We start from the raw sequence: 20,689 nt of genomic DNA on the forward strand, positions 1-20,689 counted from the left end.
TCAACACATTAGAAGGAAAGTGAATGCTTATGTTGATGATAATTCACTCAGTTAACACCGATAATCTCGCACATTTCTAGTCAAGTATTGATGCTAACTCGTCAAATTTTTGCTTGTTTCATTATTTAAAAGTTACTTTCCACTGCATAAATACGCTGATTAATTGGATAAATAGGATAAATGGAAGTGATTTAAGGCTAGAAAAGATGACGTTTTTACCCTCAGTTACTTAGTGTTGAAGGTTAGATATCAGTTTTTCTGCACACCGCATTGCTCTATGATGTAGCCAAACCAATGCATAGAAAGGAATTCCCATGTCAGTTGAAGAGACCAAACAAGCCCGCCATAAAGCCAGACAACAAAAAGTAAAACAAGAGGTTGATGCGCGTGTCGCTGCCGCCACTGAAGAGAAAGGCTTGCTGCTTATCATCACTGGTAACGGTAAAGGTAAATCAACATCAGGCTTTGGTACCATAGCGCGCGCAGTCGGCCACGGTTTAAATTGCGCTGTCGCCCAATTTATCAAAGGAACTTGGGATAACGGCGAGCGTAACTTACTTGAAAAGTTGGGTGTTGAATTTCAAGTTATGGCGACCGGTTTTACTTGGGAAACGCAAAACAAACAAGCGGATATCGATGCCGCGCAAGTCGTTTGGCAAGAGTGCAAACGCATGTTGCAAGATGAACATCTTGATGTGATTTTGTTTGACGAACTGACTTATATGGTCAGTTATGGTTATGTGGAATTAGATGAGGTCATCGAAGCCCTTAACAACCGTCCTAAAATGCAATCGGTGATCATCACAGGTCGCGGCGCACACCGTAGCCTAATCGAAATGGCCGATACTGTCTCTGAAGTTAAGAACGTCAAGCACGCATTCGAATCGGGTGTGAAAGCGCTAAAAGGGGTCGATTGGTAGACCATTTCATCACTCTACGTTCTTTTTAACACTCAAACCATCCAACAGTCAGCTGGCACCCACTTAGCTAGCTGCTGTTATTTATGTTAATAAACAATAACATAATGAACTTTTCGACGCATTTCAATTCAGATAATGCTGTAAATAGTCTTTTTCAACATTTGTTTCCCCAGCGCTGGAATCAGACTCAAACTTCACCGCTTTTTGACCGACTTCCCCCCCATTAAGCTAAACATCTGTGCTAGCGTAACTTGCAATTTGTTACATATAAGGAAATAAACAGATGAAGCACACACTCTTAACGCTTTGCATTGGGGCCCTTTTTTCAGGTGCATTCTCATCGTTAGCCGTCGCTCAAGAGACCACGCTCGAGTTTTCTAACCGTACGCTGAACAACGACTTACCTTCGGCTTCCGGCGTCGTTGTGGTTGATAAAAAGATCTTCGCCGTTGGTGATGATTCACCTTGGCTTTATCAGCTAAGCCCTGAATTTACCATTGTCGAAAAAGATCTGATCAAAGAATACCCTGTGCGTGAGAATGGTCGCATCGTCAAAAAAGTAAAGCCGGATTTCGAAGCGCTCGACAACATTGAAGTCAGTGGCAAACCGTCATTCGTCATGCTCGGTTCAGGCAGTAAATTAGACGTGCGTGAATGGGCATTTGTCATTAGCCAAGACAAACAACTAAAGATTGAGCGTTCACTAAAACCGCTCTATAAAAATCTTCGTGTCGCAGCGGGTTACAGTGCAGAGCAAGAGATCAACGTGGAAGGCTTAGCCACATCTGATGATTCTGCCTTTATCATTAACCGTGGTAACGGTGGCTCTAATGTGATTTTTGAATTGGATTTGGAAACATTCCAAGAGTATCTTGCCGGCGCCGTCGATCAGGTGAATGACATTAAGGCCTATCATGTCAATCTACCTGTCGTCGAAGGCTTTGAAGCCGGTCTTTCTGGTGCGGCATATTGGGAAGAAACTGAAAGCCTCGTGCTAACCGCGTCGATTGAAGCAACAGGTGATGCCTATAACGATGGCGAGATCCTAGGTAGCTATGTCGGCCTGATTGAACTTGATGAACTCAGTACGAGTAAGACCGTCGATCTTAGCCAGAACTTGATCCCTCTGATGGAGGGCAATAAGCGCCTGATTACTAAACTAGAATCTGTCGCCTTTACTCAACAAAGTGATACAGCCGTCAGCGGTGTAGTCGCCAGCGATAACGATGATGGCACCAGTGAGTTCTTCAATTTTACACTAACAAAGTAACCTACAACCTGATCGCTAGAACGGCTCGTTGACGGCCAAGGTGATGACTAAGTAACGATGTTGATGGATAGTGATTAACCTCAGGAACAAAAATCCCCACCAAACTCTATTGAGCGTGATGGGGATTTTTATTTCTATCTAAGCAGTTTAATGACCCAATAGAACCTTAATTGAACAAGCCTTTGATCAAGCTATTCACCGCTTCTTTAGTCTTTTCATCTTTGATTTTATCGCCCAATTTTTCATCAAGCTTCTCTAAACCACGATTAATCTCTTTTTCGGCTTTTTGCTTCAGCACGTCATCAAACACCAACTTAAATTTAGGCTTAGACCAAGAACCAGAAACGTTTACTGGGATAGTGAGATCTTTTAGCTCATCGATATCTTTACCACCCTGGCCTTCTAACGAACCCACAATTGAAGTGCTGATGGTAAAATCAACCGTCTCTTTGATGTAATTGGCACTACCTGCACCACGAACACGGAGTAGTGGTGACTGCGCATGTAGGTTATCCGTCTTCACCACGCCTTTATTAAGTGTCAATGTTGCGGTCATGGCACTAAAGTCGGTTTTCTTAGCCACATCTTGGCCTTCAAGCGATTGGCCTTTGAATTTCGCGTAGTTTTCACGAATCAATTGTGCCACGTTCAAGCCATTCACGGCGCCATCAGCAAAGTTGATTTTTACCGTACCGACAAGATTCTGCTTAATGCCGCTCGGCGTTAAACTGCGACCACGGACATCAACATCGATGTTACCCGTACCTTCTAACTTATCATTGTCTGCGACATCAATAAGCAGCGGTTGCACCTTAACACCTGTGATGAATGATTTGGCAGAATAGCTCGCAGGTGATTTGCGCGCATCTAACGTTGCGGTGGCTTTAATTGAACCATCATAGAGATTGGAATTAAATGACGTCAGCTTAGCGACTCCGCGATTCACACTAAATTTCGCCGTTACATTCTGCATTTTGGCATTGGCAGCTTTGAATTTATCAATGGTGATCGCACCAGTCACATCCAGTGATTTCAGCGCAGAGAGATCAGGCTCTTGCTCTGTGGTTGCCGCCGCTGGTGTAGAAGATTTTTCTGCCGCAGGCTTACTGCCGGATTCAGAGTTAGCGACGGTTTTCTCGCTGCTACCCTGGCCTAAAAACGCGTCAACATCGATATCTGGACTATGCAGATTGAACACAATCTTAGGGATGTCTGTTAACGTGACATCAAGCTTACCGTCAAATTGCAGTGCGTTTGCTGTCAGCTTTTCAAGAATGAAACTAAGATGGTTTTTAGTCAGATCAAACGAGAGATCCGACAGCATATCCACTTTCATTGGTGATTGCGGTAGGCTGGCACCTTCAAAGTTAGCATCTAGCACCCACTGATTCATCACTACTTTTGATAGCGCTTTATCCACACTGAGCTGAGCGTTACCTTTCAGGTTTAAACCTAACTCTGCCGCCGTGCCTTTCACTGAATATTTCAACGCGTTCGCTTTATCAAACTCGAAAGTCGCCAATTCGATTTTCGCTTCATCAATTTGATTATTGGCATCATTGTAACTCGCATCAAAGGCGATATTACGCAGAGCGTATTGGCTAAAACCTTTGGCCAAATTCAGTTCAGCGGTGCCTTGCGCGGTGAATTTTTGTTGGTTAGTTTCACCTTTGGCAGCAAAATCGGCTTTACTCCACTGATCAAATGCAAACTCTGATAAGGTCAATGACACATCATATAGCTTGGTGTGGCTACCTGTTTGCTGATCTTGAATATCCAGCAGAGCATTCGTGATCGCCACACCCGCTAAGCTGATGCTCCAATCACTCGCTGGAGATGCTGCTGGCGCAGTTTCATTGCTACTGCTTTCTTGATTCGCGGGTTCTTGCTGCGCTGATGCTTGATTTTGGCTCAACGCATCAATATTTTTAACACCATCTTTGCGAGTTTCAAGGTAGAACTCAGCCCCATCTAAGGTGATTTCACCGATGTCCAGCTGCTGGCTAAAGAGCGGCATAACCGAAACATCCACACCTACTTGCTCAACCTTAAACAAGTTAGGCTGAGTAAAACCTTGCGGGTTTTTCAGCGCGGTTTGGCCTAGCGTAAAGCCAACAGATGGGAAGAATTTCCAACTAATATCACCATCGATAACTAAATCTAAGCCGGTTTGTTGCTTAGCTTGTTCGACGATAAGAGGTTTAAATTGATTAGGGTTAACCAGCAATACCAATGCGAGTACTACCGCAAGTATTGCTACAACAGGAATAGCGATTATTAACGCAAGCTTTTTCATCAGCAGTGTCCTTACTTCACAGCCAAAGGCCAAAAATAAACAGGGATTACGGCAAGTATAACCCTTCACGGCGAGGTTTACGCTAATCAGCGCTGACTTGCGGCAAAAAAAAAGTGACACTTAAAGTGCCACTTATCTAAAAATTAATAAAGTCTCTATTGCGAGAGTATTGTTAAGATTTCAACAATTTAGCAATGTGAGCTTTTAGTACATCGATAGCAATACGGTTTTTACCACCACGAGGAACAATGATGTCCGCGTGTTGCTTAGAAGGTTCAATGAATTGCATAAACATTGGACGAACTGTTGCTTGGTACTGCTTTAGTACGGATTCCATCGTACGGCCGCGCTCTTCTACATCACGCTTAACACGACGAAGTAGGCAGATATCCAGAGGGGTATCCATGAATACGGTCGCATGCATTAGCTTACGTAAGCGTGGATCCGTCAACAGTAAAATACCTTCTAAAATGATCACTTTTTTCGGTGTCATAGTGGTGGTATTGGTCATACGAGTATGTTCTGTGTAGCTATACTCTGGCACTTCAACCGCTTCACCTTTGATCAGTTTCTCTAGGTGGTCACACAATAGATTGTGATCTAGCGCATTCGGGTGGTCATAGTTGGTTTTTACACGATCTTCCATGCTCAAATGAGTCTGATCGTTGTAATAGCAATCTTCCGTAATCACACCAATTTGATGATCGCCTACCTTCTCACGAAGTTCATTATAAATAGTGCTTGCGATTAGGCTTTTACCTGAAGCAGAAGCGCCAGCAATACCGACGATGACACATTGATTATTATCAGACATTATTCTTGCACCCGATGAATTGATTGGTGATCTGTGGCCTGCTAAAAGTGTGGCATGGAATGGTTAGCAGTGCCTAATTAAACCGCCTGATTATAGGGAGAACCCTGCCGAGATTCCAGCAGGGAATAGTTTTATTCTCACGATAAAGCAAAAAAGGAATAAGCAAAACCAACGCAAACGTTTAACCAGTATAAAATTAGCTATAGTTGGCTTGAAACTGCCCACTCCTTATATGAAATCGACGTTATAACAAGGTGATATCAATCGCTTCCGGCTTCACTTCGCCACGCCAAAACATCCGTGCACAAACCGATTCAGCCAACGCCATGTACTGTTCCGTATGCTCAGAGTCTGGTCTTGCAACCACGGTCGGAACACCATTATCAAGATCTTCACGCACGTGAATATGCAGCGGAATTTGCGCCAAAATATCCAAACCGTATTCCGCTGACATTTTCTCTGCGCCACCCGAACCAAAGATGTGCTCTTTTTCGCCACAATGGCTACAGATGTGGTAACTCATATTTTCTACTAAACCGATCACTGGCACTTCGATTTTATCAAACATCGCAGCCCCTTTGCGGGCATCGGCTAAGGCAAGATCTTGCGGCGTGGTCACGATCACCGCACCTGTCACCGGAATTTGTTGTGACAAGGTTAGTTGGATATCACCGGTGCCCGGCGGCATATCAATCACCAAATAATCGAGATTTGGCCACTCGGTTTCATTGATCAATTGCGCCAAGGCTTTTGAAGCCATTGGTCCACGCCAGATCGCCGCATCCGATTGAGAGACTAAATAGCCAATCGAATGAGTATAAATGCCATGCGCTGCGATCGGCTGCATCCATTTGTTATCACGTACCTCAGGTTTTGCTTCCACTTGGCCAAGCATGATCGGCACTGATGGACCATAGATGTCGGCATCCAACAAACCCACTTTCGCGCCCGATTGGGCGATCGCTAAGGCTAAGTTGACCGAAGTGGTTGATTTACCCACACCACCTTTACCAGAACTAACCGCGATGATGTTTTTCACCCCTTTAACCGCTGTGGTTACCTGAGTGTGCAACGCTTTCGGCGCAATACTAATTTGAAACTCAAATGGGCTCACTTGCTCGGTACGAACTTGATGTTCAATCCAACACTGCATCGCAGTGGCAAGATCATTGGCCGCGTAAGGAATTTGGATGGCGAAAAAACCATTAGGATCAACCTTGACTAAATTAGGCTCATCAGCCCAGCCAGGGGTTAAATTTGGGTGACGAAACTCGTTCAACCAATCACAGAAATCTTGCTTTGAAGTAAATTGGCGCATAGGCCCTCCTTATCACTTCATCGTACCACCGAGTAAAGCGCTACAGAACCCCAAAAAAACTAGGGTAATCGATTCGCTGACACCTTGGAGTTAGAGGTTTCATGAGTTAGTATTATCCATCAAATTTTTATACCTATCGAGATAAGCGAATATTAAGTATGGCAAACGATCCAAGAAAATTGCTGGTAACTTGCGCCCTTCCGTACGCTAACGGTTCGATCCACCTAGGTCACATGCTTGAGCACATTCAAGCTGACATCTGGGTTCGTTACCAACGCCTACGTGGCAACACTGTAAATTTCATCTGTGCTGACGACGCTCACGGCACGCCAATCATGCTTAAAGCTCAACAGATGGGTATCTCGCCAGAAGAAATGATCGCAGCAGTAAGCGAAGAGCACCAAAAAGACTTCGCTGGTTTCGATATTAGCTTTGACAACTACCACAGCACGCACTCTGAAGAGAACCGCGAGTTGGCTTCTCACATCTATCTTGAACTGAAGAAAAACGGTTTTATTTCTAGCCGTACCATTTCTCAGCTGTTTGACCCAGAAAAAGAGATGTTTCTTCCTGACCGTTTCGTAAAAGGCACTTGTCCGAAATGTAAGTCAGAAGACCAATACGGCGACAACTGTGACGCTTGTGGTGAGACATATAGCCCAACGGAACTGATTAACCCGAAATCAGCCGTTTCTGGCGCAACACCAATCATGAAAGACTCTGAGCACTTCTTCTTCGATCTGCCTCAGTTTGAAAGCATGCTGCAAGAGTGGACTCGCTCTGGTTCGCTACAAACTGAAACCGCAAACAAGATGCAAGAGTGGTTTGAATCAGGTCTGCAACAGTGGGATATCTCACGTGATGCACCGTACTTCGGTTTTGAAATCCCAGGCGAGAAGAACAAATTCTTCTACGTATGGCTAGATGCACCGGTTGGTTACATGGCTTCATTTAAGAACCTATGTGATAAAACTGACGGTCTGGATTTCGATGAGTACTGGAAAAAAGACAGTACCACAGAGCTTTACCACTTCATCGGTAAAGACATTGTTTACTTCCACAGCCTATTCTGGCCTGCAATGCTAGAAGGCTCTGGTTTCCGTAAGCCTAACAACGTATTTGTACACGGCTACGTAACCGTAAACGGCGCGAAAATGTCTAAGTCGAAAGGTACGTTTGTTAAAGCAAGCACTTACCTTCAGCACCTAGATCCAGAGTGTCTACGTTACTACTACGCAGCGAAGCTAAACAGCCGTATTGACGATCTAGACCTTAACCTTGAAGACTTCACTCAACGTGTTAACGCAGACGTCGTCAACAAGATTGTTAACCTAGCGTCTCGTAATGCAGGCTTCATCGCGAAACGTTTTGAAGGCAAGCTATCGGCAAACTTTGCTGAACCTGAGCTATACAACGAATTCGTTGCAGCGGCAGAGCGCATCGGTCAACTTTACGAAACACGCGAGTTTGGTCGTGCAATCCGTGAAATCACCGCGCTAGCTGACAAAGCAAACCAATACGTGGATGAAAAAGCCCCTTGGGTTGTGGCGAAGGAAGAAGGCAAAGATCAAGAACTACAAGAGATCTGTTCTGTTGGTATCAACTTGTTCCGCGTTCTGATCGCTTACCTAAAACCAGTAATGCCTGAACTTGCAGCGCGTACTGAAGCGTTCCTAAATGAAGAACTGACTTGGGAAGGTATCGCTCAACCGCTAACGGATCACGAAGTGACTAAGTTTAAAGCGCTATTTAACCGCATCGATCCTAAGAACATCGAAGCGATGATCGAAGCATCAAAAGAAGATGCTGCAGCAGAAATGGCAGCGAAAGAGCAAGCAGAAGCGGCAAAATCAGCAGGTGAAACAGAGCTAAGCAAAGATCCTATCGTCGACGAAATCGAATTTGACGATTTTGCTAAAGTGGATATTCGCGTAGCACGCATCATCTCATGTGAAGCGGTGCCTAAAGCAGACAAGCTATTGAAGTTCCAATTGGATATTGGCGGCGAAACGCGTCAAGTATTCTCTGGTATCAAATCTGCGTACACACCTGAAGAGCTAGAAGGCAAGCTGACTGTTATGGTCGCTAACCTAAAACCTCGTAAGATGAAGTTTGGTATGTCTGAAGGTATGATCCTAGCAGCAGGCCCTGGTGGCAGTGAGCTTTGGATTCTTGAACCGCACGAAGGCGCTCAACCTGGCATGCGCGTAATGTAATTACGACATCCCGTTTAAAATCCTCGCTCCGGCGGGGATTTTTTTTAGCTCTATCTCACTCCTTCTTAGCCCTTTCTCTCGCCTCTTAAATCTCAACTCTCACTTCTTCTTTTCTCTTTCTCTCACCTCTCTTTTTCTCAATTCTTCCTAGCTCTTGCTCTCGATTCTCCCCTCTCTTATTCTCGCTTCTTCCCTGCTCTTACTCTCGATTCTCATCTCTCTTATTCTCGCTTCTTCCCTGCTCTTTCTCTCACCTCTCTTTTTCTCAATTCTTCCTAGCTCTTGCTCTCGATTCTCCCCTCTCTTATTCTCGCCTCTCTCACTCTCGCTTCTTCCCAACTCTCTAAGACAACAAAAAAGCCACCTTTCAATCAGGTGGCTTTAAAATTGACTGCACTAGCGGTAGTGCCTAAATGGCGATGCCTTAAAGCATTTTACGCGCCGCTTCTACCACAACTTTGATAGAACGAGCTTCGGTCTCTTTTAGCGTTGCGTGATCTGGGATTTCTTTTTGGGTACGGTTGATGATCACACCAGCCACACAGCCCGCTTTTAGACCCGAACTTGCACACATAGTCAGTAGTGTTGCAGATTCCATCTCAAAATTCAGAACGCCCATCTCTTGCCACTCTTTCATCGAGCCTTGGAAACGGTGTACAACACGGCCAGTAAAGGTGTCGTAGCGCTCTTGACCTGGGTAGAAAGTGTCACTTGAAGCGGTAACGCCCATATGTACTGTCGCACCAGACTCTTCTACTGCCGCTTTCATTGCTGTCGCAACAGCAAAATCTGCAACTGCAGGGAATTCCATTGGGGCAAAGTGTAAGCTCGCACCGTCTAAACGCACAGAGCCCGTAGTGACAATCATATCGCCAACATTCACATGTGGCTGAATTGCACCAGTAGTACCCACACGCAAGAAGGTACGCACACCAAGTTGTGCCAACTCTTCTACGGCAATTGAGGTCGAAGGACCACCGATACCCGTTGAGCAAACAACAACCGGTTTACCATCGAGTTCCGCACGGTACAGCGTATATTCGCGATGACTGGCTAGAAATACTGGGTTCTCCATCTCTTCAGCAATTTTTTGCACTCGAGCAGGATCGCCAGGAATGATCGCCAACGTAGCACCAGCAAGATCAGCTTCAGTAACACCTAAATGGAATACAGCTTGGGACATAGAGAACTCCTTATAACAGCAAACGCCAGACTAGCTTCACTGTGTTAATTTATTGGGTACCAAACCACTCTAACCAACAACCAAACAATAAAGAGTGATAAGTGTCACATCAAGACAAGTAACAACATTCGCACTTACACACAAAAACGTTTGGCATCACAATAAAACCCAACTTGAAGTCAACTCATTGCATAAAAATGATAGCCACGAATCGAAATTGCGTGGCTATCAGTGAGTTAATCTGTTTGGTATTCAATCTGGTTGGCATTGAGTAAAGGTAGCTTAAATACCATTAACCGCTAGCCATCTTGCTTGCTTTTAAACTTCAACAAACGCAATGCATTTAAGGTCACCAACGCAGTCGCACCACTGTCTGCCAATACCGCAACCCATAGCCCGGTGATCCCGAGTAAGCTAGTCACGAGAAAGACACTTTTTAGCCCCAGAGCCAAGAATACGTTCTGGCGAATGTTATTCAATGTTGCACGTGACAGTTCAATCATCGCTGGCAATTCGGTTAAACGGTTATGCGTAATTGCTGCATCTGCTGTTTCTAGCGCAACATCTGTACCGCCACCCATCGCAATACCAATACTGGCCGCTTTCATTGCTGGCGCATCGTTAATACCATCACCGACCATCGCCACATTTCGTTGCGCAGAGAGCGATTCTACATAGTGCACTTTATCTTGTGGTAATAAGCTCGCTTGATATTCGATATCAATCTGCCCAGCCATCGCTGCCGCACTACGCGGGTTATCGCCAGTGAGCATGATGGAACTAATGCCGAGATCTTTCAGCGCTTTTACCGCTCGTTTTGCATCTTCTCGTAGCGTATCTTGCCAAGCAATTAAGCCCATCACTTGCTGGTCCTGCAACGCAACAATCACGGTTTTCCCCTGCCCTTCTAGCTCTGTAATGTGCTGTTCAAGCTCACTACCCAGCGCCATCGACAGTTTACTTGGCGCAATAGCTTGATAAGTCACACCAGCAATGACACCACGAATACCGCTACCTATTAGAGCTTGTTTATCGTCGGCTTCCGGTAAACGTATACCTTGTTGCTTAGCATGATTGACCAACGATGTTGCTAGAGGATGGCTTGAGCCGACCTCGATTGCCGCAATAGATTGAACTAACTCAAGATCATTAAAACCGTTCACGCTGATCACATCGGTGACTTCCGGCTTACCTTTCGTCAAGGTGCCGGTTTTATCAAACGCAATGGCTTCAACATGACCAAGTTGTTCTAACGCTGCGCCCCCTTTGATTAAGGCTCCACGACGCGCCGCCGCCGCTAAACCAGATGTAATCGCGGCAGGAGTAGAAATCACCAACGCACACGGACAAGCGATCAGCAACAATGCCAAACCACGGTATACCCACGTCTCCCATGGCTGAGCAAACAGTAGCGGTGGCGTAATGATGACAAACAATGACACCAGCATCATCAACGGGGTATACCAACGACTGAAGCGATCAAGGAAGCGTTCCAAAGGCGCTTTACGCGACTCGGCTTCTTCAATTAAATGCAGAATACGGTCGATGGCATTTTCGCCCTGTTTAGACGTAATGGTTAAGCGCACCACTCTATCGACAACCACCGCGCCCGCCATAACAGCATCTTGCGGCAAGCGCTCCACCGGGATTGATTCTCCGGTTAACGCACTCTCATCAAAACTCGCCGCAGTATCAAGTAGTCGTCCATCTGCTGGTAAACGCGAGCCTGGGGCAACTTCAATCACATCACCGGGATTGAGCTCACTTGCGGAGACTTCAATACGTTGTCCATCGACAATTTTAGTGGCGTTTTCTGGCACCAACTCCATCAATGCTTGCACACCACTGCGCGCTCGAGAGGCGGCAAAGGCTTCCAATCGCTCACCAATTAAAAATAGCAGTAATACCATTGCTGCTTCGACACTTTCGCCTAAATATAGCGCGCCGAGAGCGGCAACACTCATTAAGGTTTCAATGGCAAATGGAGTGCCTGATTTCGCCAGCATAAGTGCTTTTTTACCAATTGGATAAAGGCCAGCTAAACAGGTAAGAATAAACAGCCACTCACTCACTTGAGGGAAGCTTGGTTTGATGATCGCAGCGAAGGCCATGGCTGATGCGATTGCAACAATCTGACCATTTTGTTTGAGCACCGCAAGCCAACCCGTTGGTTTCGCTGGCGATGATTTTTGATTTGGCGCAGTAAAGGTAAAACCGGTATCAGTAATAGTTTGCTCGACTAACGCCGCAACACCAACATCATTAGATTTAATCACCAATTTTTCAGTGGCGAACAGCACTTTCGCTTCGATAATGCCGCTGACTTTATTCACTGCGGTTTCTATTTTTCGCGCACAAGCAGGACAATCCATTCCTTGAATTTTCCAACTATGCGTAAATTGGGCTTGGCTTAGGGAGCCGGAATCGCTTTCCTCATCGGTAGGATCGCTGCCGCTTGCACATACAGAACTGCTACAGCAATCCACATCACTGGTCGTGACGCTAGCCATTTTAATCGTATTGATTTTTGGACTTGAGCAAGAACTTGCTTGAGTCGGATTCGTTGCAAGCTTTGGCGAACGACATCCTTCATGTTTGGTGCACATATTAGATTCTCCTATCACTGTACACCATCAGCATAAACCTTAGAGTAGACTCCAAGGTCAAACTATTTTGCGGATTTTTGTAAAAAATCTTTGTTGGCGGCCACATCTTCAATCAGAACCGCATCGTGGCTACAAAATGGCGTGGTATTGAGACTGGTTATTGATGGGTCTTGTGGGTCTAACTCAACCGCCTCACCTTGCATCAAGTCACGAATGTGTTTTTGTAATACCCACAATGCCATCAAACCAAACACTACTCCTCCCAGAGCTTGACCATAAAGCACACCTAACGCACCAAACCAATGTGACCCAAAATAGACGAATGGCAAGGTGCCTAAAGTGGCTTTACCTAAATTCAATGCCGTCGAATAAAGCGGTTTGCCGAGATTATTGAATGAGGTATTGGCCACAAACTGCATGCCATTAAAAATAAAGCTTAGCGCGACATAGGTACAAAATGTGCCCACAATCAACGCCGCATCACCAGTAAGGCTAAAGCCTTTAATCACATACTGCTGGGAAAAATAGAGGATCACGCAAACCAACAAGGTGTAGACCGTGGTCACTAACAAGGAGTTATTTAATGTCTCTTTCACCCGATCAAATCGTTTAGCGCCAAAGTTTTGTCCAATGATCGGACCAACCGCACCTGACAGCGCAAAAATCACTGCAAAACAAACGGGGGTTAGGCGGCCAATAACCGCAAGCCCGGCGACAAAATCTTCACCGTAAGGCGCAATCGATGAGGTGACGATGGCATTACCAATTGGGGTAGCGATATTGGTGATAATCGCAGGTATCGCGATGGCAAGAATTGCTTTGGTATTGCAACGCCAAATTGAAAGCGAAGGTTTGGCAACCAAGTCATGCTTTTTGATCAGTGGATACAAGGAGAATGCCAGTACGGTACAACGCGCAATCACCGAGGCAAAAGCCGCACCTTCAACATTCCACAGAAAAATAAAAATAAAAATTGGATCTAGAATGGCATTTACGATGCCACCGGACAATGTCGCCCACATTGAACGCTTAGCATCACCAGCAGCTCTAAGCCCTGCCCCTGCCGCCATGCCAAGTGCCAGAATCGGTCCACTAGGAAGTAAAATCTGTAGATAAGCTTGCGCGCGCTCCGCCACAAACCCCTTCGCCCCCAGAGCGGCGAGTAACTCGGGAATAAAGGCAAACATCACCGCGCTGACCACACAGCTGATCAGAAATGCGGTCAACATGATGCTGCTGCTCAAAGCTCTGGCGTAGGTGAATTGCTTAGCACCAATAGCCTTAGAGACCAAAGCGCCCATGGCGATCGAAGTACCAATGGAAATAGAAGTTGAGAAGAACGTTAATGTACCAGCAAAGCCTACCGCCGCAGCCAACTCGACTTGCCCCAACATACTGATAAACAGCATATCAAGTAAATCGACCACAAACAGCGCCATCAAACCGACTGAACCTGCGCCCGACATCACCAAAATATGGCGCATTGTGGAGCCTTGGGTAAATTTGGCACTTCGCTCGGTCATTCTCTTTCCTTGATAACAAAAAGAAAGGCGCCGCAGCGCCTTATTTCAACTTAACTGATTGTCCTTTATACCGGATGCTTAAAGCATGCGTCGATATTTTTCGCAATCGCACGCAAAACATGCTTACGCGTGATGATACCCACCAGCTTACCATTATCCAATACTGGATAAACCTTAGGTTTACCAATTTGCATCATATCCGCGAGTTCTATAATCGACATATCAGGCGAAACCGACAGCACTTCTGTCGACATACAATCACTAACAATATGGGTGTCTTGGCAGAAATAGCTCACTTTGATCAGCTTATCAAGTAGATCCTGTCCTGAAAGAAAACCAATCACTTGTTTTTGTTCGTTAATGACTGGGCCACCAAGGTAGTCTGAATCCATGACTTTATCTAACGCTGCACTAAGCGACATTTCTGGATTAAACGTCACCGCTTGTAGGGTCATATAATCTCTTACTTTTAACGATTCCATCTTTATCTCCTTTTCGTGCAACTGACGTTGGTTTGGCTGCTATGAAAAATGTTCGTTACAGTAAGTGTCGCCTAATTTCTTGATTTTACTAAATGGAAAGCGACGATTTTTGCGATAGGTATTTCCAATCAAACAAAAAAACGGCCATAGGGTTACCCTACGGCCGTCTGCAATAATGGTTTTCTGTGCCTGTTAGGCAAAACGTATTTACTGTTGCCAGCGCTCAGCCGCTTTGGCATCGGAATCACGTGAATCCACCCAACGAGTCGCCTCAGTGGTACGCTCTTTTTTCCAAAACGGAGCTTTGGTTTTCAGATAGTCCATCACAAATTCACACGCATCAAATGCCGCGCCACGGTGTGCACTCGCCACACCAACAAACACGATTTGATCACCGGTATCCATGTCACCCACACGGTGAATCACGCGGATCGCTTCTAAAGGCCAACGCTTTTCCGCTTCATCACAGATTTCGGCTAACGCTTTTTCTGTCATGCCCGGATAGTGCTCTAGCGACAGGCCGACGACATTATCGCCAAGATTCATGTCGCGAACTTTACCGACAAAGGTCACTACAGCGCCAGAAGCACTGCCTTGCGCTAATACTTGGTATTCATCACCAACATTGAAATCTTCAACTTGTACCGCTACACGTGAATCCATCTTAGCCCCCGGTAACCGGTGGGAAAAACGCCACTTCATCGCCATCCGTGATCGCATGTGTTAGTGGCACAATCGATTGGTTCACTGCCGCCAATAAACGCCCAGGATCCAACGCAAGATCCCACTTACCTTCTTGAGCGGCTAAGTGTGCACGCAGCGCTTCTACACTGGTAAATGACTCATCCAATTGCAGTTCGTCGATACCGACTAACTCACGGGTTTGAGCAAAAAAGAGTACTTTAATCATGCGTCCGCCTTAAAGTGACCAGATTTGCCACCCGTTTTTTCCAACAGGCGCACTTGGCTAATAACCATGTCTTTTTGTACCGCTTTACACATATCATAAATCGTCAGTGCAGCAACAGAAGCAGCCGTTAGCGCTTCCATTTCAACACCGGTTTTACCTGCAAGCTTACACACCGATTCAATGCGCACGTAATTTTCTGCTTGGTTTGATTCAAGCTGCACTTCTACTTTGGAAAGCAGTAGTGGATGACAAAGTGGGATCAGGTCCCATGTCTTTTTCGCGGCTTGAATACCAGCAATACGAGCCGTCGCGAATACATCACCTTTGTGATGATCGCCAGACAAAATAAGCTGTAAGGTTGCAGGTGCCATGTGGACGAAAGCCTCTGCACGTGCTTCACGTACCGTCTCAACTTTGGCTGATACATCAACCATGTTAGCTTCGCCTGAAGCATTGATATGGGTAAACTGAGTCATGATTGCTCCGCGTTATGAGTCGGATTAAACCGATAGATGTGGCATAAAGTTACATGGACGGTGGCTCGCATCAAGCTGCTGCTTAATGATTTTCGTCCAACCCGTGCGACATGCACCTGTAGAGCCCGGCATAGCAAAAATAACCGTGTGGTTAGCAAAACCTGCGATCGCACGAGATTGAATGGTTGAAGTACCAATTTCTTCGTAAGACACCTGACGGAACAATTCACCAAAGCCTTCCACTTCTTTATCAAAGAGTGGCTTCAATGCTTCTGGCGTGCTGTCGCGTGAAGTGAAACCTGTGCCACCTGTAATCATGATCGCTTGTACATTTTCATCAGCAATCCACTGTGACACGATCGCACGAATTTTGTACATATCATCGATAACAATTTGTTTATCAACAACATTGTGACCCGCTTCTTTTGCATGTTCAGCGAGGTAACCACCTGATGTATCGTTCTCTTCTGTACGAGTATCCGATACCGTTAATACTGCAATATTTGCTGCTTGGAATTTGCTTTCTGCATGACCCATTTGATCACCTACCTGTTGTGATTTATTTGTCAGCCGGCTAACGCCGACTGGCTATTATTTGAATGTGTTTGCTCTGGTTATGTAACGACGTTAGCCGCCAATCGAGGCTAAATTCGGCGTCATACCGGTGTTGCCATCTTGCAAGAAATGACTGACCGATTTGGTTTGTAGCTGCTGTTGAATGCGTGCTATCAATTCAGGCTCTTGCTTATCTTCTGCCAGCAAATCTCTTAGCTCTACGCCATGATCACCAAACAGACAAAGGTGCAATTTACCTAACGCTGAAACGCGAAGACGGTTACAGCTTTCACAGAAACCTTTCTCATACGGCATGATAAGGCCAATCTCACCTTTATAGTCAGGGTGAACAAATACCTGTGCAGGGCCGTCATTCTTTTCGCGAATCTTAAGCAACCAACCATTCGCGATCAATTGATTGCGAATTTGAACACCGGATACATGATGCTGCTTAAATAACTCATCCATCTCACCCGTTTGCATCAATTCGATGAAACGCAGTTGAATAGGACGGTCTTTAATCCAATCAAGAAACAGAGGCAATTGATGAGAGTTAAGATCTTTCATCAACACAACATTGACTTTGATTTGTTTATAACCAATTTCGAGCGCACGCTCGATACCACCCATCACCTGATTGAACTTATTCTCACCTGTGATTTGGTGAAATAAGCGCGGATCGAGGCTATCAACACTCACATTGATATGGGTTAACCCCGCTTGCTGCCACTCAAGCACGCTTTTTTCCATCCGGTAACCGTTGGTCGTTGTCGCGACCTTACGAATACCTTCCGTATTCGCTACGGTTTCGATTATTTGAGTGAAGTCTTTGCGTAGGCTAGGCTCACCACCTGTAATGCGTACCTTGCTGGTACCACAATCGGCAAACGCGCGAACGACACGTTTGATCTCAGGTAGTGATAAAAAAGACGAGTTTTTCTGCCCCGAAGGTTTATAACCATCAGGTAAGCAGTAGGTACATTTGAAGTTACAAACATCTGTAACTGAGAGACGCAAGTAATAAAACTTGCGATGAAATTTATCTTCTAATTGTTGCGCCACGGAACACCTTTCCAAACACGGGAGGCATGACCATTTCCAATCATGCCCTTGTGACCTTTCGTCACTGGCTCAACGCGCTTATTCTGTCTTGAACTTAGCGGGTAAAGCTCGGAGTTATGGCAACCGTCAATATGATATAGTTGCAATCACAATCCATATTAACGATAGCTGTCTTATAAAATACTTAATATTGGTAAGTGATTCTACCCTAGAGACAAAAAAATCGTGCCAAACGGGCAAATTACCTACTATTGAGTACCGACGATAAATGGATTAATTTAAATTGTAGTTGGTTATGACAAAATAAGAAAAAAACGAATGACTGTATATTCTGAACACAAAATTGTCGCCATTGGCGGCGGCCATGGCTTAGGACGAATGCTTGCGGCACTTGCGGATTTCGGCTCCAATGCCACTGGCATTATCACCACGACCGATAATGGTGGGTCAACGGGTCGAATTCGACACTGCCAAGGTGGTATTGCTTGGGGAGATACACGTAACTGTATCAACCAGCTCATCACCGAGCCCTCAATCAGTTCGATGATGTTTGAGTATCGCTTCAAAGGCGCTGGCGAACTGGATGGGCATAACTTAGGCAACCTAATGCTGACGGCGCTCGATAACTTGTCGGTACGCCCACTCGACGCGATCAACCTCATCCGCAACATGCTGAAGGTTGACGTAAACATCGTGCCCATGTCTGAACACCCTTCTGATCTTAAGGCGCTGTCAAAAGAAGGAAAATGGGTAACCGGCGAAACCAGTGTTGATGAGATGGAAGCCGATCTACAACGCTTAGATCTTGATCCTGAAGTGCCAGCCACCAAAGAAGGTGTTCAAGCCATTGAGCAAGCCGATTTGATTATTCTTGGCCCGGGCAGTTTTCTGACCAGCATCATGCCACCGTTGTTACTTACCGAAGTTGGCCGTGCGATTGCACAAAACCAAAACGCAAAATTGGTGTTTGTCGAAAACCTATCACCAGAATATGGCCCGGCTGGTCGTATGACCTTACGTGAAAAATTGGAATGGTGCGAACGCGCCTGCCAAGGTCGAAAAATTGATGTCATTCTTGGTGAAGAGACGCATCCAGAACTGAGTAACTGGAACTACGTAGTGAGCGATCTTGCGTCGCCAAACCGAGATTGGCGACACGATCGTCAAAAGCTACAACAAGCCATCGTACAACTATTGGCCGAGTAAGCTTTTATAGCGTTGCTGCGTATCCACCAGCAGCGCTAACATCTTTTGCTTTATTTCAGCATCATCAAGTGATGCTCCCGCTTTGGCTGCGGCATCCAATTCAACCGCTAACGCGCACAATGCTTCCGCACCAAAGCTGGCCGCACTGCTTTTCAAAGCATGACTAATATCTTTCAAGTAAGCGCCTTGATTATCTTGCGCAACAGACAATGTCTCGATGTATTGCGCCAGTTCACCTAAAAAAATCTCGAGTAAAATCGGCACATTTTCTTTGCCTATCTCATTCCCTAAACGCTCTACTTTCGCTTGATTTAATACTTGCATAACCACTTCCATAACCATCGTTACTTGGTCTCTTTTTCATTCCAACCTTGTAGCTTACGGTATAGTGTCGATGGGCTAACATCGAGATAACCGGCCGCTTTCGGAATATTTCCCTCACACGCTTTTATCGCCAGCTTGATGGCATTTTTTTCCGTCAGCCATAACGGGAAAATATCGTGTACCGACAAGGTCTCTGTTTCTTCATTGACGCTGCGTGACACGCCCTCACAAGGTTGGTTCAACGGTGGTGGTAACATGTCTAAGCGGATTTCACGGCCATTGTTAAGCACCACTACATTTCTCAGTACATTTTGCAATTGACGCACATTACCAGGCCACTCATAACGAGCAAAGCGATCAACCACTTCCGGCGAGAGACGGATAAAATCTTTGCCTTCTTCTTTCGACATAAAGCCTAACAAGGAGTATGCAATTTCAATGACATCTTCGCCACGCTCACGCAAAGGTGGTAAGTGCAGTGGGATAACGTAAAGGCGATAATACAAGTCTTCACGAAAGCGGCCTTCCTGTACTTCTTTCCATGGGTCTCGGTTGGTTGCACAAACAAACCGTACATCCACACTTTTCATTTTTGATGAACCCACCTTTTGGAAGGTTCCGGTTTGGATAAAACGCAGTAATTTGGTCTGCAAGTCCAAATCCATTTCGCACAGTTCATCCAAAAACAGGGTTCCGCCATCGGCCAGTTCCGCAGCGCCTTCACGATCAGTTGCCGCGCCAGTAAAGGCACCTTTAACGTGACCAAACAATTCACTTTCAATCAAATCTTTAGGAATCGCAGCACAGTTGATGGCAATAAATGGTTTATCGCCACGATTACTGGTGGCATGCAATGCCTCTGCACACACCTCTTTGCCGGTACCACTTTCACCAGTAATGAAAATACTCGCTTTACTGGTCGCCGCCGAGTCAATCGTGCGATAGACCGCTTGCATGGTATGACTACTGCCGATAAACCCTTGATAGCCTTGATTGGTTCCCGCTTCGGTTCTTAGCTTCGTTGCTTTGCGAATCGCATTGTTTACCGTAACGCGCAGTCGGTCCGCTTCACAGGGTTTGATCAAGAAATCTTGTGCGCCTAACCGCATCGCCTCAACCGCGGTATCGATCGAGCCATGAGCAGTCATGAAAATAACTGGCACATCAGGATTTTGCTGTTTGACTGCTTGTAGAACATCCATCCCTGTCATATCGGGCAAGCGCAAATCGAGCAAGATCAAATCGGGAGTGCGAAATTCAAGACTTTCAATCGCATCGCGCCCGGTACCGACGATATTAATATCGATACCCAGCGGCGTAAGATAGGAACGATAGAGTGCCGCAACAGAGGCGGTATCTTCTACCATCAGCAGATATCTGCTTTTTTGTGTATGGGTGCTTTGTGGCATAGCCTAACCGCGTAAGTCCATTTGCATTTTATCTAAATAATTGCATTGCGCTTTGCAATTTGCAAACAGAATGACCAAGTTAAGCTGATTAAGATTGATTTTCGTGTGGTTTTTGCGCC

At 45.7% G+C, this 20,689-nt stretch carries 18 protein-coding genes and 1 riboswitch; of the genes, 4 read left to right on the forward strand and 14 right to left on the reverse strand.

The features are described from left to right. Positions 1-314: 314 nt before the first annotated feature. Positions 315-920: a cob(I)yrinic acid a,c-diamide adenosyltransferase gene (gene cobO / locus RH86_RS17965; RefSeq protein WP_009387858.1), complete on the forward strand. Its 606-nt coding sequence runs from the start codon at positions 315-317 to the stop codon at positions 918-920. A gap of 283 nt (positions 921-1,203) precedes the next feature. Then, positions 1,204-2,190: a DUF6929 family protein gene (locus RH86_RS17970; protein ID WP_009387859.1), complete on the forward strand. Its 987-nt coding sequence runs from the start codon at positions 1,204-1,206 to the stop codon at positions 2,188-2,190. 166 nt (positions 2,191-2,356) lie between these two features. Here the strand turns inward: RH86_RS17970 and RH86_RS17975 are convergent, their stop codons facing one another. The 3 genes from RH86_RS17975 to apbC all read right to left on the reverse strand — a co-directional run bounded on the left by RH86_RS17975 (position 2,357) and on the right by apbC (position 6,618). After that, entirely contained in the window at positions 2,357-4,486 is a 2,130-nt protein-coding gene (locus RH86_RS17975) for an AsmA family protein (protein WP_009387860.1), read from the reverse strand. Positions 4,487-4,658: 172 nt separating this feature from the next. Then, the gene (gene udk, locus RH86_RS17980) at positions 4,659-5,300 is read right to left on the reverse strand and encodes a uridine kinase (protein WP_005593888.1); all 642 of its coding nucleotides are present in this window, start codon (positions 5,298-5,300) and stop codon (positions 4,659-4,661) included. A gap of 244 nt (positions 5,301-5,544) precedes the next feature. Beyond that, positions 5,545-6,618 (reverse strand): iron-sulfur cluster carrier protein ApbC, encoded by a 1,074-nt coding sequence (gene apbC / locus RH86_RS17985; protein ID WP_005593884.1) that lies wholly within the window; start codon positions 6,616-6,618, stop codon positions 5,545-5,547. Between the two features lie 158 nt (positions 6,619-6,776). Here apbC and metG point away from each other — a divergent pair, with 158 nt between their 5' ends. Then, on the forward strand, positions 6,777-8,834 hold the full coding sequence (gene metG / locus RH86_RS17990) for a methionine--tRNA ligase (RefSeq protein ID WP_005593883.1): 2,058 nt from the start codon (positions 6,777-6,779) through the stop codon (positions 8,832-8,834). 424 nt (positions 8,835-9,258) lie between these two features. On the opposite strand, the gene udp is transcribed toward metG, so the two are convergent. From udp to moaA, 9 genes are all read right to left on the reverse strand, one after another. Next, complete coding sequence (udp, locus tag RH86_RS18000) at positions 9,259-10,017, reverse strand: uridine phosphorylase (protein WP_005593880.1); 759 nt, start codon at positions 10,015-10,017, stop codon at positions 9,259-9,261. 299 nt (positions 10,018-10,316) lie between these two features. Then, positions 10,317-12,623 (reverse strand): zinc/cadmium/mercury/lead-transporting ATPase, encoded by a 2,307-nt coding sequence (locus tag RH86_RS18005; RefSeq protein ID WP_009387862.1) that lies wholly within the window; start codon positions 12,621-12,623, stop codon positions 10,317-10,319. Between the two features lie 62 nt (positions 12,624-12,685). Continuing rightward, positions 12,686-14,146: an MATE family efflux transporter gene (locus RH86_RS18010; protein WP_009387863.1), complete on the reverse strand. Its 1,461-nt coding sequence runs from the start codon at positions 14,144-14,146 to the stop codon at positions 12,686-12,688. A gap of 65 nt (positions 14,147-14,211) precedes the next feature. Further along, positions 14,212-14,628, reverse strand: coding sequence for a CBS domain-containing protein (locus RH86_RS18015; RefSeq protein WP_009387864.1), 417 nt, complete (start codon positions 14,626-14,628; stop codon positions 14,212-14,214). Between the two features lie 207 nt (positions 14,629-14,835). Then, positions 14,836-15,291: a molybdopterin synthase catalytic subunit MoaE gene (gene moaE / locus RH86_RS18020; RefSeq protein ID WP_005593872.1), complete on the reverse strand. Its 456-nt coding sequence runs from the start codon at positions 15,289-15,291 to the stop codon at positions 14,836-14,838. A gap of 1 nt (position 15,292) precedes the next feature. Beyond that, on the reverse strand, positions 15,293-15,538 hold the full coding sequence (moaD, locus tag RH86_RS18025; protein ID WP_005593871.1) for a molybdopterin synthase sulfur carrier subunit: 246 nt from the start codon (positions 15,536-15,538) through the stop codon (positions 15,293-15,295). After that, the gene (gene moaC, locus RH86_RS18030) at positions 15,535-16,014 is read right to left on the reverse strand and encodes a cyclic pyranopterin monophosphate synthase MoaC (protein ID WP_009387865.1); all 480 of its coding nucleotides are present in this window, start codon (positions 16,012-16,014) and stop codon (positions 15,535-15,537) included. Before moaC ends, moaD begins: the two co-directional genes overlap by 4 nt. Positions 16,015-16,038: 24 nt before the next feature. Then, positions 16,039-16,551: a molybdenum cofactor biosynthesis protein B gene (gene moaB / locus RH86_RS18035; protein WP_005593866.1), complete on the reverse strand. Its 513-nt coding sequence runs from the start codon at positions 16,549-16,551 to the stop codon at positions 16,039-16,041. Between the two features lie 90 nt (positions 16,552-16,641). Then, entirely contained in the window at positions 16,642-17,631 is a 990-nt protein-coding gene (gene moaA, locus RH86_RS18040; protein WP_005593864.1) for a GTP 3',8-cyclase MoaA, read from the reverse strand. Next, positions 17,620-17,757: riboswitch (molybdenum cofactor riboswitch) on the reverse strand. (Overlaps the previous gene by 12 nt.) 192 nt (positions 17,758-17,949) lie before the next feature. Here moaA and RH86_RS18045 point away from each other — a divergent pair. Beyond that, on the forward strand, positions 17,950-18,837 hold the full coding sequence (locus RH86_RS18045; RefSeq protein WP_009387866.1) for a YvcK family protein: 888 nt from the start codon (positions 17,950-17,952) through the stop codon (positions 18,835-18,837). On the opposite strand, the gene luxU is transcribed toward RH86_RS18045, so the two are convergent. Next, entirely contained in the window at positions 18,823-19,161 is a 339-nt protein-coding gene (gene luxU, locus RH86_RS18050) for a quorum-sensing phosphorelay protein LuxU (RefSeq protein WP_038219910.1), read from the reverse strand. The genes RH86_RS18045 and luxU overlap by 15 nt on opposite strands. Before the next feature lie 20 nt (positions 19,162-19,181). Next, positions 19,182-20,528, reverse strand: coding sequence for a quorum-sensing sigma-54 dependent transcriptional regulator LuxO (gene luxO, locus RH86_RS18055; protein ID WP_009387868.1), 1,347 nt, complete (start codon positions 20,526-20,528; stop codon positions 19,182-19,184). Positions 20,529-20,689: the final 161 nt, after the last annotated feature.

Source organism: Vibrio sp. N418 (assembly GCF_000222565.1).
GTDB lineage: Bacteria > Pseudomonadota > Gammaproteobacteria > Enterobacterales > Vibrionaceae > Vibrio > Vibrio scophthalmi.

Excerpts from the sequence above, each read along its gene's own strand:
- RH86_RS17970 (WP_009387859.1), top strand. The coding sequence starts at position 1,204 with ATGAAGCACACACTCTTAACGCTTTGCATTGGGGCCCTTTTTTCAGGT.
- udp (WP_005593880.1), bottom strand. The coding sequence starts at position 10,017 with ATGTCCCAAGCTGTATTCCATTTAGGTGTTACTGAAGCTGATCTTGCT.
- luxU (WP_038219910.1), bottom strand. The coding sequence starts at position 19,161 with ATGCAAGTATTAAATCAAGCGAAAGTAGAGCGTTTAGGGAATGAGATA.
- moaC (WP_009387865.1), bottom strand. The coding sequence starts at position 16,014 with ATGACTCAGTTTACCCATATCAATGCTTCAGGCGAAGCTAACATGGTT.
- RH86_RS17975 (WP_009387860.1), bottom strand. The coding sequence starts at position 4,486 with ATGAAAAAGCTTGCGTTAATAATCGCTATTCCTGTTGTAGCAATACTT.
- udk (WP_005593888.1), bottom strand. The coding sequence starts at position 5,300 with ATGTCTGATAATAATCAATGTGTCATCGTCGGTATTGCTGGCGCTTCT.
- moaE (WP_005593872.1), bottom strand. The coding sequence starts at position 15,291 with ATGGATTCACGTGTAGCGGTACAAGTTGAAGATTTCAATGTTGGTGAT.
- cobO (WP_009387858.1), top strand. The coding sequence starts at position 315 with ATGTCAGTTGAAGAGACCAAACAAGCCCGCCATAAAGCCAGACAACAA.
- RH86_RS18015 (WP_009387864.1), bottom strand. The coding sequence starts at position 14,628 with ATGGAATCGTTAAAAGTAAGAGATTATATGACCCTACAAGCGGTGACG.
- apbC (WP_005593884.1), bottom strand. The coding sequence starts at position 6,618 with ATGCGCCAATTTACTTCAAAGCAAGATTTCTGTGATTGGTTGAACGAG.
- moaB (WP_005593866.1), bottom strand. The coding sequence starts at position 16,551 with ATGGGTCATGCAGAAAGCAAATTCCAAGCAGCAAATATTGCAGTATTA.
- metG (WP_005593883.1), top strand. The coding sequence starts at position 6,777 with ATGGCAAACGATCCAAGAAAATTGCTGGTAACTTGCGCCCTTCCGTAC.
- RH86_RS18045 (WP_009387866.1), top strand. The coding sequence starts at position 17,950 with ATGACTGTATATTCTGAACACAAAATTGTCGCCATTGGCGGCGGCCAT.
- moaD (WP_005593871.1), bottom strand. The coding sequence starts at position 15,538 with ATGATTAAAGTACTCTTTTTTGCTCAAACCCGTGAGTTAGTCGGTATC.
- RH86_RS18010 (WP_009387863.1), bottom strand. The coding sequence starts at position 14,146 with ATGACCGAGCGAAGTGCCAAATTTACCCAAGGCTCCACAATGCGCCAT.
- luxO (WP_009387868.1), bottom strand. The coding sequence starts at position 20,528 with ATGGTAGAAGATACCGCCTCTGTTGCGGCACTCTATCGTTCCTATCTT.
- RH86_RS18005 (WP_009387862.1), bottom strand. The coding sequence starts at position 12,623 with ATGTGCACCAAACATGAAGGATGTCGTTCGCCAAAGCTTGCAACGAAT.